This window comes from Micromonospora sp. WMMA1998 (assembly GCF_027497375.1).
GTDB classification, from domain to species: Bacteria; Actinomycetota; Actinomycetes; order Mycobacteriales; family Micromonosporaceae; genus Micromonospora; species Micromonospora sediminicola.
Genome location: NZ_CP114911.1, coordinates 3,484,701 through 3,506,785 on the forward strand (window position 1 = coordinate 3,484,701; position 22,085 = coordinate 3,506,785).

Here is a 22,085-nt window from a genome sequence, read left to right on the forward strand (position 1 = left end):
CTGCCCTATGATCACGTCGTCACGCATCGTGAGAACGGTCGGGCCGATGCCGACTCAAGGTGCCAAAGGATCACACGGGCGGCAAGCCCCGGATCGACCGGCGGGCCGGCCGAGGGTGCCGGGTCAGCAACCGCAGGCGCCGCCGCAGCAGCCACCGCCGCCGGGCGCGGGGGTCCCGCCCACCGGGCCCGACCCGCCGCGACCGGTGAACGCGACGGTGGACAGCAGCTTCACGGTGTCCGCGTGGCCCTGGGGGCAGGTGGCGGGCCGGCCGGCCTCGGCCATCGGACGGTTGACCTCGAAGGTGTCGCCGCAGGCGCGGCAGCGGAACTCGTACCGGGGCATGCGGCCAGCGTACGGCCGGGCCTGACGTCGTCGCACCGATGGGTGATACTCGACGGGTGGTGGACGGCGAACGGCGGAACACGGCCCGGCCCCTGCGACCCGCCGCGCCGCCCGACGGCGGCGCCGGGCCGGTCCCGCGCCCCCGCCGTGCCCGGTCCGACTCCGGGACCCCCGGGACAGCTCCCTCCACACCGGAAGACGTGTCCACGGCCGAGCACGCGGCGTCCACGGGGAAGTCGACGTCCACGGCCGGGTCAAGCGCGGAGGCCGACGCCGGGCAGCCCGGCCCCGGTGGCCGGCGGCGGCGGATGCCCTTCGCGCACGCGGGCCCGGTGCGACCCCGGCAGCTCGCCGTGGGCGCGGCCCGGGCCACCCGGGACTGGTCCCGCCGGCCGAGCGGGCGCACCACCCTGCCGGCGCTGTTCCTGCTCGCCCTGGTCGGGGCCGCCACCGCGGCCGGCGCGGTGCTGGTGCCGGCGGCCATCCGCAAGCCGGAGCCGGTCGCCGTGGAGGCCACCTCGGCCGCACCGGTCTTCGGCGTGCCGCAGACCGGCCCGGCGCCGGGGCTGACCGGCGCGCCCGTGCTCCCCGGACCGACCGGCCCGCCGGGCAGCCTCGGGCCGTCCGGCACACCGCCGCCCGGTGGCGTGACCAACGCCCCGGCGCTGCCGACCGGCCGCCCGGCCGACGCGCTGGCGGGTTGGGCCCAGCGGGTCAGCGGCACCACCGACGTCCCGGCGGTGGCGTTGCAGGCCTACGGCTACGCCGAGCTGGTGCTCGCCCAGACCCACCGCAGCTGCCAGTTGAGCTGGACCACGCTCGCCGCGATCGGCTACGTGGAGTCCCGGCACGGCACCACCGGCGGGGTCACGCTGCTGCCCAGCGGCCTGACCTCCAAGGAGATCCGCGGCGACGCGCTCGACGGGCAGGGCGGCCGGTCGAGGATCCTCGACACGGACCAGGGGCAGCTCGACGGCGACCGGGTCTACGACCGGGCGATCGGCCCGATGCAGTTCATCCCGGGCACCTGGCAGGAGATCGGCGCGGACGCCGACAACGACGGCGTGAAGAACCCGCACGACATCGACGACGCCGCGCTGGCCGCCGGCGAATACCTGTGCAAGGGCGGCCGGAACATGACCATCCCGGGTGACTGGTGGGGCGCGATCCTGTCCTACAACGATGTGCGGCGCTACGCCCAGGACGTCTTCACCAAGGCCGACGAGTACGGGCGGCGCAGCGGCACGTGACGTGACGGCTCGCGTACATTCGCGGACTCAACCCTTCCCCCGGGCTGCGGTTGACGGCAAGCTAGACGGGTGATGGTGCGCGAGTGGGACCCTCGGACCGCGTCGTCCGCCGAGATCGCGTCGCTGCTGGACACGCTGAACGCGGTCCTGGCGGCTGATCTGCCGCAGGATCCGCCCTGGCGGGAGAGCTCCATGCGGGAATACCTGTCCGAGGTGATGCCCGGCGAACGACGGATCTCCTGGATCGCCCAGGACGACCCGGCCCCAGACGGCACCCCCGGCGACATCGTCGGGCACGTCCACGTGCTCCTGCTCGGCGGGATCGGCGTGCTGGAGGTGCTGGTGCACCCGGCGGTCCGGCGCACCGGGCTCGGCCGCGAGCTGGTGCGGGTGGCCGCCCGCCGGGTCTGGGACGAGGGCTTCCAGTCGATCGGCGTCGAGGTGGTCGGCAACACCCCGGCCGTCGCGTTCTACGAGGCGCTGGGCTTCACCCGGGAATACGTGGAGACCCGCAGCGTGCTCGACCTGAGCACGGTGGACTGGCCGGCGCTCGCGGAGATGGCCACCGAGGTCGGCGCGGGCTACCACGTCGAGTTCTGGCCGGGCGGCCCGCCGGACACGCTGATCGAGGCGTACGCGCGGGCGAAGGCCGAGGTGCGCGACGTGGACGACGGCGAGCTGCGGCCCAGCTCCTACGATCCCGAGCGTCTGCGGGACAGCCTCGACACGCTGCACCGGCGGGGCATGAAGCCGTACATCGTGCTGGCGTTGCACGAGCAGACCGGCGAGGTGGCCGGCCTGACCGAGGTGGTGGTGCCGGCACAGCACCCCACCCGCGCCGACCAGTACGACACCATCGTGGTCCGGGACCACCGGGGCTACGGCATCGACCGGGCCATCAAGGCCCGGATGCTGCTGGAGTTGCGCTCGGCCGAACCCGAGGTGGCCGAGGTGCAGACCTGGAACGCGCAGGCCAACGAGTCGATGCTCAAGGTCAACGCCGAACTGGGCTACCGCACCGACCGCGACTGGTGTGAATACGGTGTGGACGTCGCCGAGCTGGTGCACCGGCTGGACAGTCACCGCTGACGCCTGTTCACCAAACGGCTGCCCGGGGGATGGACGTCGGACGGCCACGCCCCTTAACGTGCGTTAGTTCCCCGCCCACCCATCGTGGAGGCTCCATGCGCCCGCGCCGCACAATCGCCGCGCTCGCGACCACCGCCGCCGTCACCGTCACGGCCATCGGTGTCGCGCCCCCCGCGGCCAGCGCCGCGCCCACCGACCTGTTCATCTCCGAATACGTCGAGGGGTCGTCCAACAACAAGGCCGTCGAGCTGTACAACGGCACCGGCGCCCCGGTCGACCTGGCCGCCGGGGGCTACCAGCTCCAGTTCCACTTCAACGGCGCGACCACCTCCACCAACGTGGCGCTGACCGGCACCGTCGCCGCCGGGGACGTGTTCGTCTTCGCCGCCGCGTCGGCCGGGCCGGCGATCCTCGCCCAGGCCGACCAGACGTACGCCGGCTCGCTGTTCAACGGCGACGACACGATCGTGCTGCGCCGGGGCGAGACCGTCGTCGACGCCCTCGGCCAGGTCGGCGTCGACCCGGGCAGCGAGTGGGGCACCGGGCTCACCAGCACGGCCGACAACACGCTGCGCCGGCTGCCCTCGGTGACCGCCGGCGACACCGACCCGTCGGACCCGTTCGACCCGGCCGCCCAGTGGGCCGGGTTCGCCATCGACACGTTCGACGGGCTGGGCAGCCACAGCGTCGACGGCGGCGGCCCGGTCGACCAGCCGCCGACGCTGACCTGCGGCGGCGCGCTGACGCTGGAGTCGGGCGCCACGGCCACCCGCGCGGTGACCGCGACCGACGCCGACGACACGGTCACCGACCTCGCGGTCACCTCGGTCGCGCCGGCGCCCGCGAGCGGCTCGATCAGCCGTACCGCGTTCACCCCGGCCACCGCCGCGGGCGGCACCGCCACCGCGACGCTGACCGCGACGGGCCTGCCGGCCGGCAGCTACGCGGTCACCGTGACCTCGACGGACGCCGAGGGCGGCACCGCCACCTGCACGCTCACCGTGCAGGCCACCAGCGTGCTGTCGGTGGGCGAGGTGCAGGGCCGCACCGCCGACGACGAGAGCGGCCGCACCGACCGGTCGCCGCTCGCGCCGGCCAGCGGCAACGGCACCAGCACCCTGCTGTACGACGTCCGGGGCGTGATCACCGGCAAGTCGCTGACCCGCACCTCGGCCGGGGCCGACCAGTGGGGCTTCTACCTGCAGAGCCGGCTCGGCAGCGAGGACGGCGACCCGCTCACCTCGGACGGTCTCTTCGTCTTCATGGGCTCGTTCACCACGCTGATCGGCGGCTACGCTCCGACCGTCGGGGACGAGGTCGTGCTGCGCGGGCGGGTCTCGGAATACTTCAACCAGACCCAGCTCTCCAGCGCGTCGCTGGTGCGCAAGCTCGACTCCGGGCTCGACGTGGACACCGCGGTCCGGGTGGACGACGCGGTCCCGCCGGCCGAGGCGGACGCCGCCGACCTGTTCTGGGAGCGGCACGAGGGCGAGCGGATGCGGGTCCGGGCCGGCAGCGGTGTCTCCGCGCCCCGGCACATCTACTCCTCCACCGCCGACTCCGAGATCTACGTGCTGGACCGGGAGGACCCGGTGATGAAGCGGTCCGACCCGTACGCCCGCCGGGTGTTCCGGGACGCGCACCCGCTGGACGACATCCCGGGCACGCTCTTCGACAACGGCAACAACCAGCGGATCCTGCTGGGGGCCGGTGGCGTGAAGGCGACCGCCGGCGACTCCACCGCGCTGCTGCCGGAGGCGCGCACGTTCGACACGCTCACCGAGGACGCCTACGGCTCCGTCTCGTACGCGTTCAGCAAGTACAGCGTGCAGCCCGAGCAGCTCACCCTGACCGGCGGCGCGGACCCGGCGGAGAACAACCCGCCGCGCCCGGCGGACCGGGGCAGCGAGGTCGCGGTCGCCACCTACAACGTGGAGAACCTGTACGACTACCGGGACGACCCGTTCGACGGCTGCGACTTCGCCGGCAACAGCGGCTGCCCCGGCGTCAGCCCGCCGTTCGACTACGTGCCGGCCAGCCCGGAGGCCTACACGGCCAAGCTGGGCGTGCAGGCGCGGCAGATCGTCACCTCGCTGCACAGCCCGGACCTGATCCTCGTGCAGGAGGCCGAGGACCAGGACATCTGCTCGGTGGTCGACGGCAACCTCACCTGCGGGGACACCAACGACGCCGACGGCGCGCCGGACACGGTGCAGGAGTTGGCGTTGGCCGTGGCGGCGAACGGCGGTCCCGCCTACGCCGCCGCGTACGACCGCACCGGCGCGGACGCCCGGGGCATCACCTCGGCGTTCCTCTACCGCACCGACCGGCTGACGTTGGCCCAGGCCACCGCCGCCGACCCGCTGCTGGGCTCCGCCCCGACGGTCACGTACCGCTCGGCCGCGCTGCCGTCGAACGCGGACGTGCAGAACCCGAAGGCGTTCAACGCGGTGCTCCCCGAGGACGTGGACCGGTCCACCGGGGTGGACGGCAGCAACGTCTACACCCGCGCGGCGCAGCTGGCCCGCTTCACGGTCAGGGCGGCGCCCGGCTCGACCGAGAACTTCGCGCTCTGGGCGGTGGCCAACCACTTCTCCTCCGGCCCGGACAGCCGGGTCGGGCAGCGCCGGGAGCAGGCCGCGTACGGCGCGGCGATGGTGCGGGCGGTCGAGGCGTCCGACCCGTCCGCCCGGGTGGTCTACGGGGGTGACCTGAACGTCTTCCCCCGCCCCGACGACCCGATCGCGACCGGGCAGAACCCGACCCCGTCGGACCAGCTCGCCCCGCTCTACCAGGCCGGCCTGCACAACCTCTGGGACGATCTGGTGGCGGACGCGCCGGCGGCGGCCTACTCGTACACCTTCAGCGGGCAGGCCCAGACGCTGGACAACATGTTCGTCAACGACCCGATGCACGACGACCTGGTGCAGGTCCGGACGGCGCACATCAACGCCGACTACCCCACCGACGCCGGGCAGCTGGGTGACCGGGGCGCCAGCGACCACGACCCGACGGTGGCCCGGTTCCGCTCCCGCGCCGCGCTGCGGGTGGCCGACACCTCCGTCACCGAGGGCGACAAGGGCGCCCGCACGATGACGTTCACCGTCACCGTGTCCCGCCCGCTCTCCGAGCCCGCCCTGCTCTGTGCCGCCACCTACGGCACGACCGCGCAGGCCGGGACGGACTACGACCCGTACGTGGGTTGCCGGGTGCTGCCCGCGGGTCGGACGTCGCTGGACTTCCCGGTCACCGTGCGCGGTGACCGCAAGCGCGAGGCGGACGAGCGGCTCACGCTGTACGTGGCCGGGGTGCCGGGCCTGCGGCTCGCCGACCCCGCTGGCGTCGGGACCATCCTGAACGACGACTGAGCGACGCTCGCCACGGCGGCCCGTCGTCCGGCTCACGGCCGGATCGGCGGGCCGCCGCGGTTCCGGCGGAGTCGGCCACCCACGGAGTCGGCCGCCCACGGAGTCGGCCACCCACGGAGTCGGCCACCCACGGAGTCGGCCACCCACGGAGTCGGCCGGATCATTACCGGCGCGTCCTCGGCCGGTGAGCGAAGTTGCCAGGAGGTGTCGCCGGAGGCAGGCAGGAATGCCACCCACCGGCCGAGTCCGCCATCCCCGCCGCCCAGGAGTCGGTTGATCCCCGAGGCGCGCCTTTCGAGCTGAGTCGTTCGTGATATCGCGCGGTCACCTCCGGCTTGGCCGGGCCACCCCCGTCCGCATGATCGACGCCACTTCGCCGAGATGGCACCGTCCGGCCCGCCCGGACATCGCCACTTCGCCGAGATGGCACCGTCCGGCCCGCCCGGACATCGCCACTTCGCCGAGGTAGCACCCTGTCTGGTGGCCGACCCGGCGGTGGTAGCCGGCCCGGTCAGGTAGCGCGTGCGCTGAATCGTTTCTGATATCAGCTCGAAAGGCGTCGAGAAGAGGTCCGGCCCGGCCGAGCGGGGCCGGCGGGCGGGGGCGGGGGGGGATCGGCCCGCCGACGAGCGAGCGCCATCGGCCCGGTGCGCGGGGGGACGGGGTGCGCGGGCGCTGGACGGAGCGATCAGCCGACGGGTGAGTCACAGGTCGCAGAGACGGCGACCGGAGCGGATGTCGTCGAGCGCGACGTGCAGCTCGGCGATCCGCCGTTCCGCCTCGACGGTCAGCTGGGCGTGCAGCCGCTGCCAGTCGGCCAGGGACGGCTCCGGCGGCAGGGCCGCGAGCAGGTCCCGGATCTCGCCGACGCTGAGACCGATCCGCTGGGCCACCCGGGCGACCCGCACCCGGCATGCCGCGTCCGGGCCGAACCGGCGCTGGTTGCCGCTGGTCCGACTGGCTGCGATCAGGCCCTGTCGCTCGTAGAAGCGGATCGCCGAGCCGCTGGCACCGCTCTCCCGGGCCACCTCGCCCACCGTCAGCGTGTCCATGGCAGCTCCCGCGCACTTGACTTCAACAATTGTTCAAGTCTTAGCGTCCACCGCATGACGACGCAAGAACCGCCGCTCACCCTCGCCGTGCTCGTCGGCAGCGTCCGCGTGCCGCGAATGGGCCGGACGATCGCCGACTGGTTCGTCGGGCACGCCGGCCGCCGGGACGGCCTCCGCACCGACCTGGTCGACCTCGCCGAGGTGCCACTTCCACTCGCCGACACCCCGCCCGGCGGCAACCCGGCCAGCCCGATCGCCGGCCGCCTCGACGCCGCCGACGCCTTCGTCGTGATCACGCCCGAGTACAACCACAGCTTTCCGGCGGCGCTGAAGAACGCCATCGACTGGCACCACCGCGAGTGGGTGGCCAAGCCGGTCGGGTTCGTCTCGTACGGCGCCGGCTCGGGCGGGATCCGCGCGGTCGAGCAGCTTCGGCTGGTCTTCGCCGAGCTGCACGCCGCCACCACCCGGACCGGGGTGGTGCTCACCGCCCCGTGGGACCGGCTCGACCCGCAGGGACGGCTGGTCGGCGACGAGCCGCTGGGACGGGCCGCCGACGCGACGTTGGACGAGCTGACCTGGTGGGGCAGGGCGCTACGGACCGCCCGCAGGAACCGGCCGTACGGTCAGTAGCGCTCGCGGAGCAGCTGGGCCGCCTCGACCGCCCAGTAGGTGAGGATGATCTGCGCGCCGGCCCGGCGGATCGAGGTGAGCGTCTCCAGCATGACCCGCTCCCGGTCGATCCAGCCGTTCGCGGCGGCGGCCTCGACCATCGCGTACTCGCCGGAGACCTGGTAGGCGGCGACCGGGACGTCCACCGCGGCCCGGACCGCCGACACCACGTCGAGGTAGGGCAGGGCCGGCTTGACCATCACCATGTCGGCGCCCTCGGCGACGTCCAGCGCGACCTCACGCAGCGACTCCCGCAGGTTCGCCGGGTCCTGCTGGTAGCCACGCCGGTCGCCCTCCAGCGCCGACTCCACCGCGTCCCGGAACGGGCCGAAGAAGGCGGAGGCGTACTTGACCGCGTACGCGAGCACCGCGACGTCCTGGTGCCCGGCGGCGTCCAGGGCCTTGCGGACCACGCCGACCTGGCCGTCCATCATCCCGGACGGCCCGACCACGTGGACCCCGGCGTCGGCCTGGGCGACCGCCATCTCCGCGTACGCGGCGAGCGTGGCGTCGTTGTCCACGCCGCCGTCGGGGGTGAGCAGGCCGCAGTGCCCGTGCGAGGTGAACTCGTCCAGGCACAGGTCGCTCATCACCACTGTGGCGTCGCCGACCTCGGAGATCACGTCCCGGATGGCCACGTTGAGGATGCCGTCCGGGTCGAGGCCGCCGGAGCCGGTCTCGTCCCGCGTCGACGGCACCCCGAACAGCATGATCCCGCCGACCCCGGCCTGGACCGCCTCGACGGCCGCCTTGCGCAGCGAGTCCCGGGAGTGCTGGAGCACCCCCGGGAGCGACGCGACGGCCCTCGGCTCGGTCAGCCCCTCCTTGACGAACATCGGCACGACCAGTTCGGCCGGGTCGACGCGGGTCTCGGAGACCAGCCGCCGCACGGCCGCGTTGCGACGCAGCCGGCGGGGCCGGATCTCGGGGTACGGCATGGGGATGCCTCCTGTCAGCGGAACCTCAGGGCGGTCGGGCCCTGCACCTTCGAGCCGCGGCGCTGCTTCGCCGGCATGGCGGCGAGCTTCTCGCGCAGCTCGACGGCGTAGGCGGCGAGCGCCTCCACCAGGTCGGGGACCGAGGCGTGCGGCGGCTGGACGTCGACCCGCAGGCCGAACTCCGTCGCGGTCTCCGCCGTCTTGGGCCCGATCACGGCAACAACGGTACGCGCGTGCGGCTTCCCGGCGATGCCGACGAGGTTCCGCACCGTGGAGGACGAGGTGAAGAGCACCGCGTCGAACCCGCCCGACTTGATCGCGTCGCGGATCTCGGCCGGCGGCGGCGCCGCCCGCACGGTCCGGTACGCGGTCACGTCGTCGACCTCCCAGCCGCGCTCGGTGAGGCCGGCCGCGAGGGTCTCGGTGGCGATGTCGGCGCGCGGGAGCAGCACCCGGCCGACCGGGTCGAGGATCTCGTCGTGCGGCGAGAACTCGGCCAGCAGGCCCTCGGAGGACTGCTCCCCGGCGGGGACCAGCTCCGGCTGGATGCCGAACGCGCGGACCGCGTCGGCGGTCGCCTCACCGATGCAGGCGATCTTGACGCCGCCGAAGTGCCGAGCGTCCAGGCCGTGCTCGCCGAACTTCTCCCAGACCGCCCGCACCGCGTTCACCGAGGTGAAGATCACCCAGGCGTAGCGGCCGTCGACCAGGCCCTTGACCGCCCGCTCCATCTGGGCCGGGGTGCGCGGCGGCTCGACCGCGATGGTCGGCACCTCGCACGGGATCGCCCCGTACGCGCGCAGCCGCGCGCTCATCGCGCCGGCCTGCTCCTTGGTGCGGGGCACCAGCACCTTCCAGCCGTACAGCGGCCGGTTCTCCCACCAGCTCAGCTTGTCGCGGTCGGTGACGCCCGCGCCGACGGTGAGCACCACCCGGCCGGTGAAGCCGAGCGCCGCCGCGACGAAGGAGTCGACGCTCGACGTGGTGGTGTACTGCGTCTCGCCGGTGCCGTCCCCGGTCACCCCGACCGGGGTGGTGCCGTCGATGCCGGCCGCCAGCAGCCCGTCCCGGACGGCGGCGAGGTCACCGGCGTCCACGGCGAGCGCCAGCGAGCCCCGGCCCACGGCCGCGGCGAGCGCGTCGAAGTCCAGCGTGGTGACGTCCTCGACGTCGGCGGCGGTGCGTACGCCCGGCAGCGGGACACCCGCGTAGGTGGCGACGCCCTCGGCCTGGCCGACGCCCGGCACCACCTCGAAGTGGGCGGCGGTGCGCGCCACCGCCTGCACCTCCTTGACCACCGAGTCGTGGCCGAACGGGTCACCGGCCACCAGGTGCACGGCGTTCTGCCCGGACCGGGCCGCGGAGATCAGCACCTTCGCCACGTCCCCGGGCACGCCCTCGGCGGGGCTGAACTCGGCGTCTGACCTGGCCTGGGCGCGGACGTGGGTCAGCAGCGACTCGGGGACTCCCCGGTCGTACACCACGTGGTCGGCCTCGACCAGGGCGTCGAGCGCCCGGCGGGTCAGCAGGCCCGGGTCGCCGGGGCCGGCCCCGACGAAAGCGATCCGGCCTACGGGCTTACGGGTGCGGGTCATTCTGTGCTCCCAAGTTGCTGGGTCCCCGGGCCGGTGTGTCCTTCTTGGCCGAGGATCGAGTCGGCGCCGAGTTCGAGGAGTTCGGCGGCGAGTGCCTTGCCGATCTCCGCCGCGTCGGCGGGCGTTCCGGTGCGGGACAGCCGGAGGTCACGGGTACCGTCCGGGCTGATCACCGCACCGCGCAGGTAGATCTCCTCACCGGTCTCACCCTCGGCGAGTTCGCCGTAGGCGGCCACCGGTGCGCTGCACCCGGCCTCCAGGGTGGCCAGCAGCGCCCGCTCCGCGGTGATCGCGGCGCGGGACGGCGCGTGGTCGAGCAGCGCGAGCAGCTCGACCAGGTCCTGGTCGTCGGCCCGGCACTCCACCGCCAGCGCGCCCTGGGCGGGCGCGGGCAGCATCAGCATCGGGTCGAGCGTCTCGGTGATGACGTCGGCGCGGCCGATCCGGGTGAGCCCGGCCCGGGCCAGCACGACGGCGTCGAGGTCGGCGTCCGGGCCGAGCACCCGGCCGAGCCGGGTGTCGATGTTGCCCCGGATCGGGGTGACCTCGAACTGCATGCCCAGCGCGTGCAGCTGGGCGATCCGGCGCAGCGCGCCGGTGCCGATCCGCGCGCCGGGCGGCAGCTCGGCGAGCGTACGGCCGTCCGTGGCGACGAGCGCGTCGCGCGGGTCCTGCCGGGGCGGCACCGCCGCGATGTGCAGGCCGGGCGCCGCCGCGGTGGGCAGGTCCTTGTACGAGTGGACCGCGAAGTCGATCTCCCGGGCGGTCAGCGCGTCGCGCAGCGCGGAAACGAAGACGCCGACACCCAGCCGGTGCACCGGGGCGGTGGAGCGGTCCCCGGCGGTCACCACCTCGACCAGCTCGACCGGGCGGCCGGTGGCCGCGGTGAGGGCCTCGGCCACGTGGCCGGACTGGGCCATCGCCAGGGTGCTGCCCCGGGTGCCGAGGCGCAGGGGGGCGGTCATCGCGCACCTCCGGTGGGCGGAACGTCGGCCGCGTCGAACGACGAGCGGCCGTCGAGGTCGGTGGCGACCACGTCGGGGACGGTGTCGACCGGGGACGTCTGCGGAACTTCCAGGTCGAACAGCTCGCGCAGCAGGGCCGCGTACTGGTCGCCGCCGGGCTCGGCGGCGAGCTGGCGGACCCGTACGGTCGGCTGGTGCAGCAGCCGCTGCACGACCCGGTGCACGGTGCGGGCCACCTCGGCGCGCTGGTCGTCGCTGAGGTCGGGGCGGCGCTGGCCGAGCCGGCGCAGCTCGGCGGTGACCACGTCGTCGGCCCGGCCGCGCAGGGCGGCCACGGTCGGGGCCACGTCGGCGCCGCGCAGCCAGCTCAGGAACGCCTCGACCTCGCCGGTGACGATCCGGGTCACCTCGGCGGCGTCGGCGGCGGCCGGCCCGTCGGCGAGGATCGCCGCCATCCGGTCGATGTCGATCACCTCGACGCCGGGCAGCTCGGCGACACCTGCCTCGACGTCGCGCGGAACGGCCAGGTCGAGCAGGACCAGCGGGCCCCGGTCGGCGTCCCGGCGGGACAGGGCCCGGGTCACCACGTCCCGGGTGAGCACCGGCTCGGTGGCGGCGGTGGCGGCGACCACGACGTCCACCGTGGCGAGCGCCTCGACCAGCTCGGCCATCGGCACGGCGGTCGCGCCGTACGACTCGGCGAGCCGGACCGCGCGGGCGGCGCCGCGGTTGGTGACGGTGAGCGGGCCGGCGCCCTGCCGGGAGAGGGTGGCCACGCCCAGCGAGCCCATCGCACCGGCGCCGACCACCATGGCGGGTCGCCCGGTCAGGTCGCCGTCGAGCAGGTCGGCGGCGAGGTCGAGGGCGGCGGTGACCACGCTCTGCCCGGCCCGGTCGATGTTGGTCTCGGCGTGCGCGCGCTTGCCCACCCGCAGCGCCTGCTGCATCAGCTCGTGCAGCAGGCGGCCGGCGGTGTCCGCGCCGGTGGCCGAGTGGTAGGCGTCACGGAGCTGGCCGAGGATCTGCGCCTCACCGACCACCATCGAGTCCAGCCCGGCGGCGACCCGGAAGACGTGGTCCACGGCGGCGGCGTCGTAGTGCACGTAGAGGTGGGGGGCGAGCGCCGCCGGCGGGCAGCCGGCCTGCTCGGCCAGGACCGCGCAGATGTCGCCGAGTCCGCCGTGGAAGCCGGAGACGGCGGCGTAGACCTCGACCCGGTTGCAGGTGGAGACCAGGGCGGCCTCGGCCACGTACGGCTGGGCGACCAGCCGGTCCAGCGTGCGGGTGAGGTCCGCGGGCGGGACGGCCAGTTGTTCCAGGGTGGCGACCGGGGCGGTGCGGTAGGACGCGCCGACGACGAGCAGTTTCACGTGCCGATCGCCTCCTGGGTGTCGGTGGCCGCGAGCCCGCCCGGCAGGGCGGCCAGGCCGGGCCCGCCGGTGGCGGGCAGCGCGGTCAGCGACGCCTTGCGGTGCTCGTGGAAGGACAGGATCTGCAGCTCGATCGCGAGGTCGACCTTGCGCACGTCGACCCCGTCCGGGACCGAGAGTACGCACGGCGCGAAGTTGAGGATGCTCGTCACGCCGACGGCGACCAGCTCGTCGGCGACGGCCTGGGCGGCCGGCGCCGGGGTGGCGATCACGCCGATCGAGATCGACTCCTCGGCCACGACCCGGGACAGCTCGTCGACGTGCCGGACGACCAGGCCGTTGATCTGCTCGCCGACCCGCGAGGCGTCGGCGTCGAGGAGCGCGGCGATCCGGAAGCCGCGGTTGGCGAAGCCGTCGTAGCCGGCCAGGGCGTGACCGAGATTACCCACGCCGACCAGCGCCACCGCGCGGCACTGGGTGAGCCCGAGGACGGACTCGATCTGGTCGATCAGCAGCGCCACGTCGTAGCCGACGCCGCGGGTGCCGTAGGAGCCGAGGTGGGACAGGTCCTTGCGGAGCTTGGCGGAGTTGACGCCGGCGGCGTTGGCCAGGCCCTCGCTGGACACCGTCTCGTGGCCGGCGTCGGCGAGCGCGTGCAGCGCGCGCAGGTATTCCGGGAGCCGGGACACGGTCGCCTCGGGCAGGTCCGGAAGCGCCGGTACGGCACCGGTGCGACCGGGCGCGCCTGGTTGACGGTGCTGGCTCATGAGACTCCGTGCGGTGCGATCCTCGACCAGCGACGGGGGCCGGTCGTTTCGGGACTCCCGCTGGCGACCGATGTTGCCGGCTGTGCTAGCAGGGCGCGTCGGAACTACAGAGTAGGCGCTTGTGAAGAGGTGCACAAATCGCGATCTTGCTGACTCGCGACGCGCCTTCACCTGCTCCTCCATTCCCACAAGATCGATCAATCGCGCTGCATGGGCGGCGCGAGGCGATTATTGCTCAATCCAGACTTCTCTGACCAATCGCACGCGCCCGATAGCGCTCCGTGACCGGCGTGGCGAGGCGCGTCTCACGTCCGGGTAGGGAGAACCCCACCCCGGAAAGGGCGGCGCACGGGATGGGTCGGCCCGCTACGCGCCCATAGCCTCGGACCATGACCGCCGCACCGTTGGCCACCGCGCCCGCCCCCTCGTCGCCCGTCCGGGGCCTGCTCCACCGGCTCGCGCGCGACTCCGGCTATGTGCTCTTCAGCCTCCCGCTGGCGCTGGTCGGCTTCGTGCTCGCCGTGGCGGGGATCTCACTCAGCGCCGGCCTGCTGGTCACCACGTTGGGCCTGCCCGTCCTCGCCGGCGTGCTCTACGCGGCGCGCGGGCTGGCCGACCTGGAACGGCTCCGGCTCCCCGGCGTGCTCAGCCGGCCCCGGGTCCGGCCGGCCTACGTGACGCCACCGCGCGGCGCCCGGTTCTGGCGCCGGGTGTTCACCCCGATGCGGGACCCCCAGTCCTGGCTCGACCTGCTGCACGCGTTCCTGCGGCTGGTGGTGACCCTGCCCACGTTCGTGGTGCTGGTGGTGTGGTGGGCGCTTGCGCTGACCGGCTCGCTCTACGGCGCGTACGACTGGGCCATCCCGCGCGGGCCGGACGACCAGGACCTCAGCCAGCTCCTCGGGATGGGGGACGGCACCGACGCGCGGATCGCCTTGAACACCGCGATCGGCCTGTTCGCGCTCCTCACCCTTCCGCTCGTGGCCCGGGCCTGCGCCCGGATCCAGGGCGGCCTGGCGTACTCGCTGCTCACCGGCGTGGCCGAGATGCGCCAGCGGATCGTCACGCTGGAGGAGCAGAAACGGGCCGCCGCCTCGGCCGAGGCGTCCGCGCTGCGCCGGCTGGAGCGCGACATCCACGACGGGCCGCAGCAGCGCCTGGTCCGGCTCGCCATGGACCTGGGCCGGGCCCGCCACCAGCTGGCCGCCGACCCCGAGGCGGCCCGCCGCACCCTGGACGAGGCGGTCGCCCAGACCCGGGAGACGCTCGACGAGCTGCGCGCCCTCTCCCGGGGCATCGCGCCGCCGATCCTGGTCGACCGGGGGTTGCCCAGCGCGCTCGCCGCGCTCGCCGCCCGGGCGCTGGTGCCGACCGAGCTGCTGGTCGACGACGACCTGGGCACCGCCGCCGGTCGGCTGGACCCCGGGCTGGAGAGCGCCGCCTACTTCGTGGTGGCCGAGGCGTTGACCAACGTCGCCAAGCACAGCCGGGCCGACGCGTGCCGGGTGGAGGTGGTCCGGAAGGTGGGCCGGCTGGAGATCACGGTCACCGACGACGGGATCGGCGGCGCCCACCTGGCCAAGGGGCACGGGCTCAGCGGCATCGCCGACCGGGTCCGGGCGGCCGGCGGCACGCTGGAGGTGGCCAGCCCGACCGGCGGACCGACGCGGGTCCACGCGGAGCTGCCGCGGTGACGTCCGCCGGTCCGATGGACGGCGCTGCGGAGCGTACGAACGCCGCGCGGTGGGACCCGGACCCGGACGTGATAGACACCGGACCCATGCGGGTGGTGATCGCGGACGACGCCGTACTGCTCCGGGAGGGGCTGATCCGGCTGCTGACCGAGTGCGGACACGAGGTGGTGGCCGCCGTCGGTGACGGGGACGCCCTGGTCGAGGCGGTGGTCACGCACCGTCCGGACATCTCGGTGGTGGACGTGCGGATGCCGCCGTCGCACACCGACGAGGGGCTGCGCGCGGCCGTGGAGGCCCGCCGCCGGGTGCCGGGCACGCCGATCCTGGTGCTCTCGCAGTATGTGGAGGTGTCGTACGCCGACGACCTGCTGGACACCGCGGGCGGCGCCGGCGGCGGGATCGGCTACCTGCTCAAGGACCGGGTGGCCGCGATCGACGAGTTCCTGGACGCGCTGGCCCGGGTGGCGACCGGCGGCACCGTGCTCGACCCGGAGGTGATCAGCCAGCTCCTGGTACGGCGGCGGCGCGACGACCCGCTGGCCGCGCTGACCCCGCGCGAGCGGGAGGTGCTGGCGCTGATGGCCGAGGGGCGCTCGAACACCGCGATCGCCCGGATCCTGGTGGTCAGCGACGGCGCGGTGGAGAAGCACGTGCGCAACATCTTCACCAAGCTCGACCTGCCGCCCGACGCGACGACCCACCACCGCCGCGTGCTGGCCGTGCTGACCCACCTCCGCGCCTGACCGCCCCGGTCAGGGCAGGCTGCGGGCCCGGGTGACCGCCTCGGTGAGGGTGTCGGCGGTGGGGTGGCCGCTGGCCCGCAGCACCGCCGGGTCGGAGAGGCCACCGGTGTAGAGGACCGCCGCGCCGCCGACCGAGACGGCCGCGTCGGCGTCGTCCAGCGAGTCGCCGATCAGCACCACCTCGTGACCGGCCAGCCCCAGCTCGGCCAGGTGCTTCTCCAGCCACTCCGCCTTCGGGCCGCCGCCGACCGCCGCGCGCAGCCCGTCCACCCGGTCGAAGTGCGGGGTCAGCCCGTACGTGTGCACGGTCGGCACCAGCTCGTCGTGGAACCACATGGACAGCAGCGACTGGCTGCCCGGCCAGGCGGCGATCGCGGCGGTGGCGTCGGCGGCCAGCGCGCAGCTGGTCAGCCCGGCCCGGTACGCGTCGTGGAAGATCCGGTCGAGCGCGCCGAACGCCTCGGCGTCCACCGCCCGGCCGAGCATCTCGGCGTAGTAGTCGGCGATCGGCCGGCGGAACCGCACCCGGTGCTCCCGCGCGCTGACCGCCGGGCCCCCGGCGCTGGCGAACGCCACGTTGGTGGCGCGCACCACCAGGTCGAGGTCGTCGAGGAGCGTGCCGTTCCAGTCCCACACCAGATGGCGTCGTGTTCCCGTCACCCGAGCACGATAGATCAGAGCTGCGGGGTGGTCAGGTCGCGCAGGAGCCGGTCCTCCTCGACCCGCCAGTAGCCGTGCTCCTTGCCGTCGAGCAGCACCACCGGGAGCCGGTCGCCGTAGTCGCGTTCCAGCTCCACGTCGCCGGTCACGTCCTTCTCCACCCAGCGGTCGCCGGTGACGGCCACCACCCGGTCCAGCGCCGCCTTCGCGTCGTCGCAGAGGTGGCAGCCGGGCCGGGTGATCAGGATGAGCCTCGCGTCACTGGACATCGGATACCTCCGTGCGGGTCTCGGGCGGTCGCGCCGGTGTCGGCACCGCGGGCGCCGGGCGCAGCTCGGTCTTGCGCACCTTCCCGATCGCCGAGTACGGCAGGCTGTCGACGAACTCGACGGCGGTCGGGCACTTGAACCGGGCCAGGTTACGCGCGCAGTGGGCGAGCAGCTCCTCGGCCGCGACCGTCGAGCCGGCCGCCCGCACCACGTACGCCCGGACAGTCTCGCCGGTCCGCGGGTGCGGCACCCCCAGGACGGCCGACTCGGCCACCCCGGGGTGCCCCTGGAGCACCAGCTCGACCTCGTGCGGGTAGACGTTGAAGCCGTTGACCAGGATCAGTTCGCCGAGCCGGTCGACCAGGAACAGGTCGCCGTCGCCGTCGGCGTAGGCCACGTCGCCGGTGGCCCACCAGCCGTCCGGGTCCGGTCCGCCCCGCCCGTCCGGCCAGTAGCCGGCGAACAGGTTCGCGCCGCGCACCACGATCTGCCCGGGGTCGGTGCCGGTCGGGTCGTCGGTGAGGTCCATCCCGTCGTCGTCGGCCTCGGCCGCGGGCACCCCGTCGCGCCACAGCTCGGTGCCGTCGGAGCCGACCAGGCGCAGCTCGACGCCGGGCAGCGGCCGGCCGATCGAGCCGGGCTTCGGCTCGCCGCCGACCAGCGTCGAGGTGAGCACCGGGGCGGTCTCGGTGAGGCCGTAGCCGACGTGCACCGGGTGCCCGGTCAGCTCGGTGAAGCGCGCGCCGACCGCCGGCGGCAGCGGCGCCGCGCCGCACACCGCGACGTGCACCGAGGCCAGCGCCTCCGCCGCGTCACCCGGCGCGTCGGCCCAGGTCAGGAACATCGACGGTACGCCGACCAGCACGCTGACCCGGTGCCGGGCGATCTCGTCCCGCGCGCCGTCCGGGCCGGGCTCGTCGACCAGCACCCCGGTCGCGCCGTGGTGCACCACGGCCCCGAGCCCGGAGTTCAGCCCGTACGCGTGGAACAGCGGCAGGGCGAGCAGCACGGTGTCGTCGGGCCCCACCACGGGCGGCTCGATCCGGTCGACCTGGGCGTGGTTGGCGGCCAGCGCCCGGTGCGACAGCATCGCGCCCTTGGGCCGTCCCTCGGTGCCCGAGGTGTAGAGCAGGACGGCGAGGTCGTCGCCGTCGCGGGTCGGGAACGGGGTGGACGGGTCGGCGTCGACGACCGGCGGCGCGGTGTGCACGGCGCGCAGCGCGGGCAGCTCGGCGGGGTTCACCCGCGCGGTCACCTCGGCGGCGCCGACCAGCACGGAGGCGCCGGAGTCGGCGAGCACGTGCCGCAGCTCCCGGGCGGTCAGCGTGGGGTTGACCGGCACCGCGACCAGGCCGGCGCGGAGCACGGCCAGGTAGGCGACCACGAAGTCGGGGGTGTTGCCGAACGCGACCGCGACCCGGGGCGGGTGCGCCCCGTCTGCGGGCGGGGCCGTGCCGGCGCGCAGCGCGTGGGCGGTGGCGGTGACCGCGCGGTCCAGCTCGGACCAGGTCACCGTCCGGTCGCGCCAGTGCAGCGCGACCCGGTCACCCCGGTCGGCGGCGGCCCGGCGGAGCCGGTCGGCGAGGTTCGGCGCGGAGCTGTCGGCGGCGTCCTGCACGGTGGCTGAGTCTGGCACAGCCGGGACCGCCGGGCCATGCCCGGACGCCGACCCGGGTCCGTTGCACGGGACCGCACATGCGACCTGGCGGGAATCCCATGTGCGGGATGAGGATCTCCACCGGTGCGGCACGGGCAGCCGGAAGCGACCCGTCCGAGTCGCTCCCGCGACACGCCGAGTGAAAAGAAAATCGGCTCCGACCAGGACTTTCCACTCCGGACCAGCTCCCGGCGCGAAAGTCAACCACACACGACGGACAACCGGTCCGCCAGGAGTGCGACCCGGCGGGAAATACTTCCGCTCTGTGTAACGGACTTGCCACGCGTGGGTGACGTTGGCCCTATCATCACTCGGGTCGGCTCACCCCATTTGCCGTGAGTCGACACCCCTCAGCCCGAGGAGGCCCCCGTGCCCGTGAGCGCATTGGACCAGCACCTCAAGAGGACCTGCCGCCCGCCGGCACGTCCCGGACCGACCGCGCCCGACCGGGGCGTACCCGGTCCCGCGGCGCCCCCGTGGCGCCCCGCGCGGTCGCTGTCCACCCGGACCGGGGAGGCGCGGTGACCACCTTCGGTTACGCGGACCGGCCGGCCGGGGTGACCGGCCCCACCCAGCGGAACCCGCTCAACGAGCGCGCCGAGCCCGCCACGCGCGGCGCCGACGGCCTGCTCGCGGTGCGGAGCGAGGCGCGGCGGGTCCGCAGCCGCGCCCACCACGCCAACGAGGCGCCGCCGAGACCCGCGCTGCCCGGCGGCAACGCGAAGCCGGCGGCCGGACGACTCGCGCCGACCCGTCCAGCCATGCCGGCGCAGGCCCGACGCGGCGACGCCACCACCAGCAGCGAGCCGTCCGCCGCCGAGACCGCCGTGCTGCCCGCGGTGGCCGCCGGTGACACCGCGGTGCTGCCCGCGGTACCGGCCGCCACGACGGCCACCGGCTTCCCGAGCCGCCCCGACCCGTCCGACCCGGCCACCGAGGTCTGGACGCTCGTCGAACGGGCCCAGGCCGGCGAGTCCGAGGCGTTCGGTCTGATCTACGACCGGTACGTCGACACCGTCTTCCGGTTCGTCTACTTCCGGGTCGGCAACCGCCAGCTCGCCGAGGACCTCACCTCCGACACGTTCCTGCGGGCGCTCAAGCGGATCGGCAGCTTCACCTGGCAGGGCCGCGACCTGGGCGCCTGGCTGGTCACCATCGCCCGCAACCTGGTCGCCGACCACTTCAAGTCCGGGCGCTACCGGCTGGAGGTGACCACCGGTGACGTCCTCGACGCCGACCGGGAGGACCGCGGGCCGGAGGGCAGCCCGGAGGCGGCGGTGGTCGAGCACATCACCAACGTCGCCCTGCTCACCGCCGTCAAGCAGCTCAACCCGGAGCAGCAGGAGTGCATCGTGCTGCGGTTCCTGCAGGGCTTCTCGGTGGCCGAGACGGCCCGCGCGATGGGCAAGAACGAGGGGGCCATCAAGGCCCTGCAGTACCGGGCGGTCCGGGCGCTGGCCCGGCTGCTGCCCGACGGTTTCCAGGCCTGACCCGCTCCGAGCCCGTCCACCCCACCGGCGCAGGCGCCGGGCGGTGTCGCGTGCCCGACCCGGTCCCCCGGCAGCGATCACACCCGGTGATTTCGCCCCCGATCGGGCCGTAACCGGCGACCGGCGCGAACCGTTTCTCCGGGTGCGACCAGTGGTTGTCCCGGCGTCCCCCGGGCCACCCGGTCCGGCGGGTCAGGTCGGCCGTCCGGTCGGCCCTCGGCCGCACGCTGCCACCGGTCGCTGGTGACGACGACGGCCGTCCGGCCGTGACCAGCGAGAGGGGGTGCCCGCGGTGGACAGCGACCTCTTCTCCCGTCGGCGAGCCGAGCGCTTCGCGCAACTTCTCGACGAGGCCAACGGCGGACGCCGGCACCACGTCCGGTCCCGGGCCGACGGCGAGCTCACCGCGCTCGTCGAGGTGAGCCGGCGGGTCACCGCCGAACGGCCCACCGTCGAGGTGGATCCCGAGTTCCGCACCGGCCTGCGCGCGATGCTGGTGGCGACCGCCGAGCGCGAGGGCGTGACGGCTCCGGCCCGGACGGGCGCGGCCACCGGTCTGCGCGGCGCGCTGCTGCCGGCGATCACCGGCCGCCGGGCCCGGGCCCGGGGCGCGATCCTGGTCGGCGTTGCCGCCGGTGCGGTCGCCCTCTCCGGCATCTCCGCCGCCAGCGAGAACGCGCTGCCCGGCGACGCCCTCTACGGCATGAAGCGCTCCACCGAGCGCGCCCAGCTCGCCCTGGCCAGCTCGGACATCAGCCGGGGGCAGCTCTTCCTCGACTTCGCCCGGACCCGGCTCGACGAGGCCGCCTCGGTGCGCGACGACCGGCTCGGCTTCAGCGCCGTCCTGGACGACATGGACACCGACACCCGCCAGGGCGTACGCCTGCTCACCACGGTCGCCGCGCAGCGGTCGGACCCGACCGCGCTGGACGCGGTGGACACCTTCCTCGCCGGCCAGCGCCGGGTGGTCAGTGGCCTGCTGGACCGGCCCGACCACGCCGACCGGGACCGCACCCGCCGTTCGCTCGCCCTGCTCGACGCGGCCGGCAAGCGCGCCGACGCGCTGCGTGAGTCCATCGCCTGCGGGCTGCCCGCGCCGGCGGCCAGCGACGCGCTCGGGCCGGCCCCGGCCGCCTGCCCCGGCGACCGCTGAGCGCGGCCGCCGATCACGCCACACTTCTCCCGGCGGACACCCGGCCGTCACGGCGTGCCGGATACGCTCGACGCGGAGCGCGTACGTGGTCGTCGAGGCAGGGAGGTCGCCGTGACCGGGAGCCGCAAGGTGACGGTCAGCACCGACGCCCACGGGCACACCGCCGGCTGGTCGGAGACCCCGGCGGCACCCGCGACCACTGTCACACCCGACCCGACGGCCGCCGCCTTCTTCGACGTCGACAACACGATGATGCGGGGCGCCTCGATCTACTGGTTCGCCCGTGGCCTGGCCGCCCGCAACTACTTCACCGCCGGCGACCTGGCCCGGTTCGCCTGGCAGCAGGCCCGGTTCCGGCTGCTCGCCACCGAGCACGCCGGCGACATGACCCAGGCCAAGGAGGCGGCTCTCGCCTTCGTGCAGGGCTGGCGGGTCGACGACGTGGAACGCCTCACCGAGGAGATCTTCGACGAGTTGATGGCGCCGCGCATCTGGGCCGGCACGCACCGGCTGGCCCAACGGCACCTCGACGCGGGTGAGCGGGTCTGGCTGGTCAGCGCCGCCCCGGTGGAGATCGGCCGGGTGATCGCCGCCCGGCTCGGCCTGACCGGTGCGATCGGCACGGTGGCCGAGGTGGTCGACGGGGCGTACACCGGCCGGTTGGTCGGCGACCTGATGCACGGGCCGGCGAAGGCGGAGGCGGTCACCCAGCTGGCCGCCGTGGAGGGGCTCGACCTGGCCCGCTGTGCCGCCTACAGCGACTCGTCGAACGACCTGCCGATGCTCTCGGCCGTGGGCCGCGCGGTGGCGGTCAACCCGGACGCCGCGCTGCTGCGCCAGGCCCGTGAACGGGGCTGGGACGTCCGCGACTTCCGCACCGGCCGCCGGGCGGCACGCATCGCCGTGCCGTCGACCGCCGCCGCCGGGCTGCTCGCCGGCGCGGTCAGCGCCGGGCTGGCGCTGCACCGCCGTCGCCAGCGCGCCTGACGCGGCGGGCCCGGCCCCCGG

Annotated in this window: 19 protein-coding genes; 9 read left to right on the plus strand and 10 right to left on the minus strand. The window is 74.6% G+C overall.

Going from position 1 to position 22,085, the window contains the following annotated elements:
- Positions 1 to 123: 123 nt before the first annotated feature.
- Positions 124 to 345 (minus strand): zinc ribbon domain-containing protein, encoded by a 222-nt coding sequence (locus O7600_RS15630; protein WP_281588057.1) that lies wholly within the window; start codon positions 343 to 345, stop codon positions 124 to 126.
- Between the two features lie 56 nt (positions 346 to 401).
- On the opposite strand from O7600_RS15630, the gene O7600_RS15635 reads away from it, so the two are divergent.
- The 3 genes from O7600_RS15635 to O7600_RS15645 all read left to right on the plus strand — a co-directional run bounded on the left by O7600_RS15635 (position 402) and on the right by O7600_RS15645 (position 6,052).
- Complete coding sequence (locus O7600_RS15635; RefSeq protein ID WP_281594170.1) at positions 402 to 1,595, plus strand: murein transglycosylase; 1,194 nt, start codon at positions 402 to 404, stop codon at positions 1,593 to 1,595.
- A 72-nt stretch (positions 1,596 to 1,667) separates the two neighbouring features.
- The gene (locus O7600_RS15640) at positions 1,668 to 2,684 is read left to right on the plus strand and encodes a GNAT family N-acetyltransferase (RefSeq protein WP_281594171.1); all 1,017 of its coding nucleotides are present in this window, start codon (positions 1,668 to 1,670) and stop codon (positions 2,682 to 2,684) included.
- 95 nt (positions 2,685 to 2,779) lie between these two features.
- Complete coding sequence (locus tag O7600_RS15645) at positions 2,780 to 6,052, plus strand: lamin tail domain-containing protein (RefSeq protein ID WP_281588059.1); 3,273 nt, start codon at positions 2,780 to 2,782, stop codon at positions 6,050 to 6,052.
- 704 nt (positions 6,053 to 6,756) lie between these two features.
- Here the strand turns inward: O7600_RS15645 and O7600_RS15650 are convergent.
- Positions 6,757 to 7,104 (minus strand): MerR family transcriptional regulator, encoded by a 348-nt coding sequence (locus O7600_RS15650; RefSeq protein ID WP_281588062.1) that lies wholly within the window; start codon positions 7,102 to 7,104, stop codon positions 6,757 to 6,759.
- A 54-nt stretch (positions 7,105 to 7,158) separates the two neighbouring features.
- On the opposite strand from O7600_RS15650, the gene O7600_RS15655 reads away from it, so the two are divergent.
- A complete protein-coding gene (locus O7600_RS15655) occupies positions 7,159 to 7,737 on the plus strand; it encodes an NAD(P)H-dependent oxidoreductase (protein ID WP_281588064.1) in 579 nt (192 codons plus the stop codon).
- Here O7600_RS15655 and hemB read toward each other — a convergent pair.
- Genes hemB through O7600_RS15680 form a run of 5 tightly spaced genes read right to left on the minus strand, consistent with a single transcriptional unit; the run spans position 7,731 to position 13,411 of the window.
- A complete protein-coding gene (hemB, locus tag O7600_RS15660; RefSeq protein WP_099163558.1) occupies positions 7,731 to 8,714 on the minus strand; it encodes a porphobilinogen synthase in 984 nt (327 codons plus the stop codon). The genes O7600_RS15655 and hemB overlap by 7 nt on opposite strands.
- Before the next feature lie 14 nt (positions 8,715 to 8,728).
- Positions 8,729 to 10,309, minus strand: a complete 1,581-nt coding sequence (locus tag O7600_RS15665; protein ID WP_091569409.1) for a uroporphyrinogen-III synthase — start codon at positions 10,307 to 10,309, stop codon at positions 8,729 to 8,731.
- Complete coding sequence (gene hemC / locus O7600_RS15670; RefSeq protein ID WP_281588069.1) at positions 10,306 to 11,274, minus strand: hydroxymethylbilane synthase; 969 nt, start codon at positions 11,272 to 11,274, stop codon at positions 10,306 to 10,308. Before hemC ends, O7600_RS15665 begins: the two co-directional genes overlap by 4 nt.
- Positions 11,271 to 12,644: a glutamyl-tRNA reductase gene (locus O7600_RS15675; RefSeq protein WP_281588071.1), complete on the minus strand. Its 1,374-nt coding sequence runs from the start codon at positions 12,642 to 12,644 to the stop codon at positions 11,271 to 11,273. Before O7600_RS15675 ends, hemC begins: the two co-directional genes overlap by 4 nt.
- On the minus strand, positions 12,641 to 13,411 hold the full coding sequence (locus tag O7600_RS15680; protein WP_099163555.1) for a redox-sensing transcriptional repressor Rex: 771 nt from the start codon (positions 13,409 to 13,411) through the stop codon (positions 12,641 to 12,643). The genes O7600_RS15675 and O7600_RS15680 overlap by 4 nt, the downstream gene beginning before the upstream one ends.
- A gap of 389 nt (positions 13,412 to 13,800) precedes the next feature.
- Between O7600_RS15680 and O7600_RS15685 the strand changes: the two genes are divergently transcribed.
- Together O7600_RS15685 and O7600_RS15690 are read left to right on the plus strand one after the other, a co-directional pair.
- Positions 13,801 to 15,105, plus strand: coding sequence for a sensor histidine kinase (locus O7600_RS15685; RefSeq protein ID WP_281588074.1), 1,305 nt, complete (start codon positions 13,801 to 13,803; stop codon positions 15,103 to 15,105).
- Positions 15,106 to 15,191: 86 nt separating this feature from the next.
- The gene (locus O7600_RS15690; protein ID WP_281588076.1) at positions 15,192 to 15,848 is read left to right on the plus strand and encodes a response regulator transcription factor; all 657 of its coding nucleotides are present in this window, start codon (positions 15,192 to 15,194) and stop codon (positions 15,846 to 15,848) included.
- Between the two features lie 9 nt (positions 15,849 to 15,857).
- Here O7600_RS15690 and O7600_RS15695 read toward each other — a convergent pair whose 3' ends face one another.
- Genes O7600_RS15695 through O7600_RS15705 form a run of 3 tightly spaced genes read right to left on the minus strand, consistent with a single transcriptional unit; the run spans position 15,858 to position 18,413 of the window.
- Positions 15,858 to 16,508, minus strand: coding sequence for an HAD family hydrolase (locus O7600_RS15695; protein ID WP_281588078.1), 651 nt, complete (start codon positions 16,506 to 16,508; stop codon positions 15,858 to 15,860).
- A gap of 14 nt (positions 16,509 to 16,522) precedes the next feature.
- Positions 16,523 to 16,777 (minus strand): glutaredoxin family protein, encoded by a 255-nt coding sequence (locus tag O7600_RS15700; RefSeq protein ID WP_091569385.1) that lies wholly within the window; start codon positions 16,775 to 16,777, stop codon positions 16,523 to 16,525.
- On the minus strand, positions 16,767 to 18,413 hold the full coding sequence (locus tag O7600_RS15705; RefSeq protein WP_281588081.1) for an AMP-binding protein: 1,647 nt from the start codon (positions 18,411 to 18,413) through the stop codon (positions 16,767 to 16,769). Before O7600_RS15705 ends, O7600_RS15700 begins: the two co-directional genes overlap by 11 nt.
- A gap of 542 nt (positions 18,414 to 18,955) precedes the next feature.
- Between O7600_RS15705 and O7600_RS15710 the strand changes: the two genes are divergently transcribed.
- The 3 genes from O7600_RS15710 to O7600_RS15720 all read left to right on the plus strand — a co-directional run bounded on the left by O7600_RS15710 (position 18,956) and on the right by O7600_RS15720 (position 22,064).
- Complete coding sequence (locus O7600_RS15710; protein ID WP_281588083.1) at positions 18,956 to 19,924, plus strand: ECF subfamily RNA polymerase sigma factor, BldN family; 969 nt, start codon at positions 18,956 to 18,958, stop codon at positions 19,922 to 19,924.
- A gap of 292 nt (positions 19,925 to 20,216) precedes the next feature.
- Positions 20,217 to 21,077 carry a DUF5667 domain-containing protein gene (locus tag O7600_RS15715; RefSeq protein ID WP_281588085.1) on the plus strand — a complete coding sequence of 287 codons (861 nt, stop codon included), beginning with the start codon at positions 20,217 to 20,219 and terminating at the stop codon, positions 21,075 to 21,077.
- Between the two features lie 111 nt (positions 21,078 to 21,188).
- Entirely contained in the window at positions 21,189 to 22,064 is an 876-nt protein-coding gene (locus tag O7600_RS15720; protein WP_281588087.1) for an HAD-IB family hydrolase, read from the plus strand.
- Positions 22,065 to 22,085: the final 21 nt, after the last annotated feature.

Excerpts from the sequence above, each read along its gene's own strand:
- O7600_RS15640 (WP_281594171.1), top strand. The coding sequence starts at position 1,668 with ATGGTGCGCGAGTGGGACCCTCGGACCGCGTCGTCCGCCGAGATCGCG.
- O7600_RS15690 (WP_281588076.1), top strand. The coding sequence starts at position 15,192 with ATGCGGGTGGTGATCGCGGACGACGCCGTACTGCTCCGGGAGGGGCTG.
- O7600_RS15650 (WP_281588062.1), bottom strand. The coding sequence starts at position 7,104 with ATGGACACGCTGACGGTGGGCGAGGTGGCCCGGGAGAGCGGTGCCAGC.
- O7600_RS15645 (WP_281588059.1), top strand. The coding sequence starts at position 2,780 with ATGCGCCCGCGCCGCACAATCGCCGCGCTCGCGACCACCGCCGCCGTC.
- O7600_RS15700 (WP_091569385.1), bottom strand. The coding sequence starts at position 16,777 with ATGTCCAGTGACGCGAGGCTCATCCTGATCACCCGGCCCGGCTGCCAC.
- O7600_RS15665 (WP_091569409.1), bottom strand. The coding sequence starts at position 10,309 with ATGACCCGCACCCGTAAGCCCGTAGGCCGGATCGCTTTCGTCGGGGCC.
- O7600_RS15630 (WP_281588057.1), bottom strand. The coding sequence starts at position 345 with ATGCCCCGGTACGAGTTCCGCTGCCGCGCCTGCGGCGACACCTTCGAG.
- hemC (WP_281588069.1), bottom strand. The coding sequence starts at position 11,274 with ATGACCGCCCCCCTGCGCCTCGGCACCCGGGGCAGCACCCTGGCGATG.
- hemB (WP_099163558.1), bottom strand. The coding sequence starts at position 8,714 with ATGCCGTACCCCGAGATCCGGCCCCGCCGGCTGCGTCGCAACGCGGCC.
- O7600_RS15680 (WP_099163555.1), bottom strand. The coding sequence starts at position 13,411 with ATGAGCCAGCACCGTCAACCAGGCGCGCCCGGTCGCACCGGTGCCGTA.
- O7600_RS15655 (WP_281588064.1), top strand. The coding sequence starts at position 7,159 with ATGACGACGCAAGAACCGCCGCTCACCCTCGCCGTGCTCGTCGGCAGC.
- O7600_RS15685 (WP_281588074.1), top strand. The coding sequence starts at position 13,801 with ATGACCGCCGCACCGTTGGCCACCGCGCCCGCCCCCTCGTCGCCCGTC.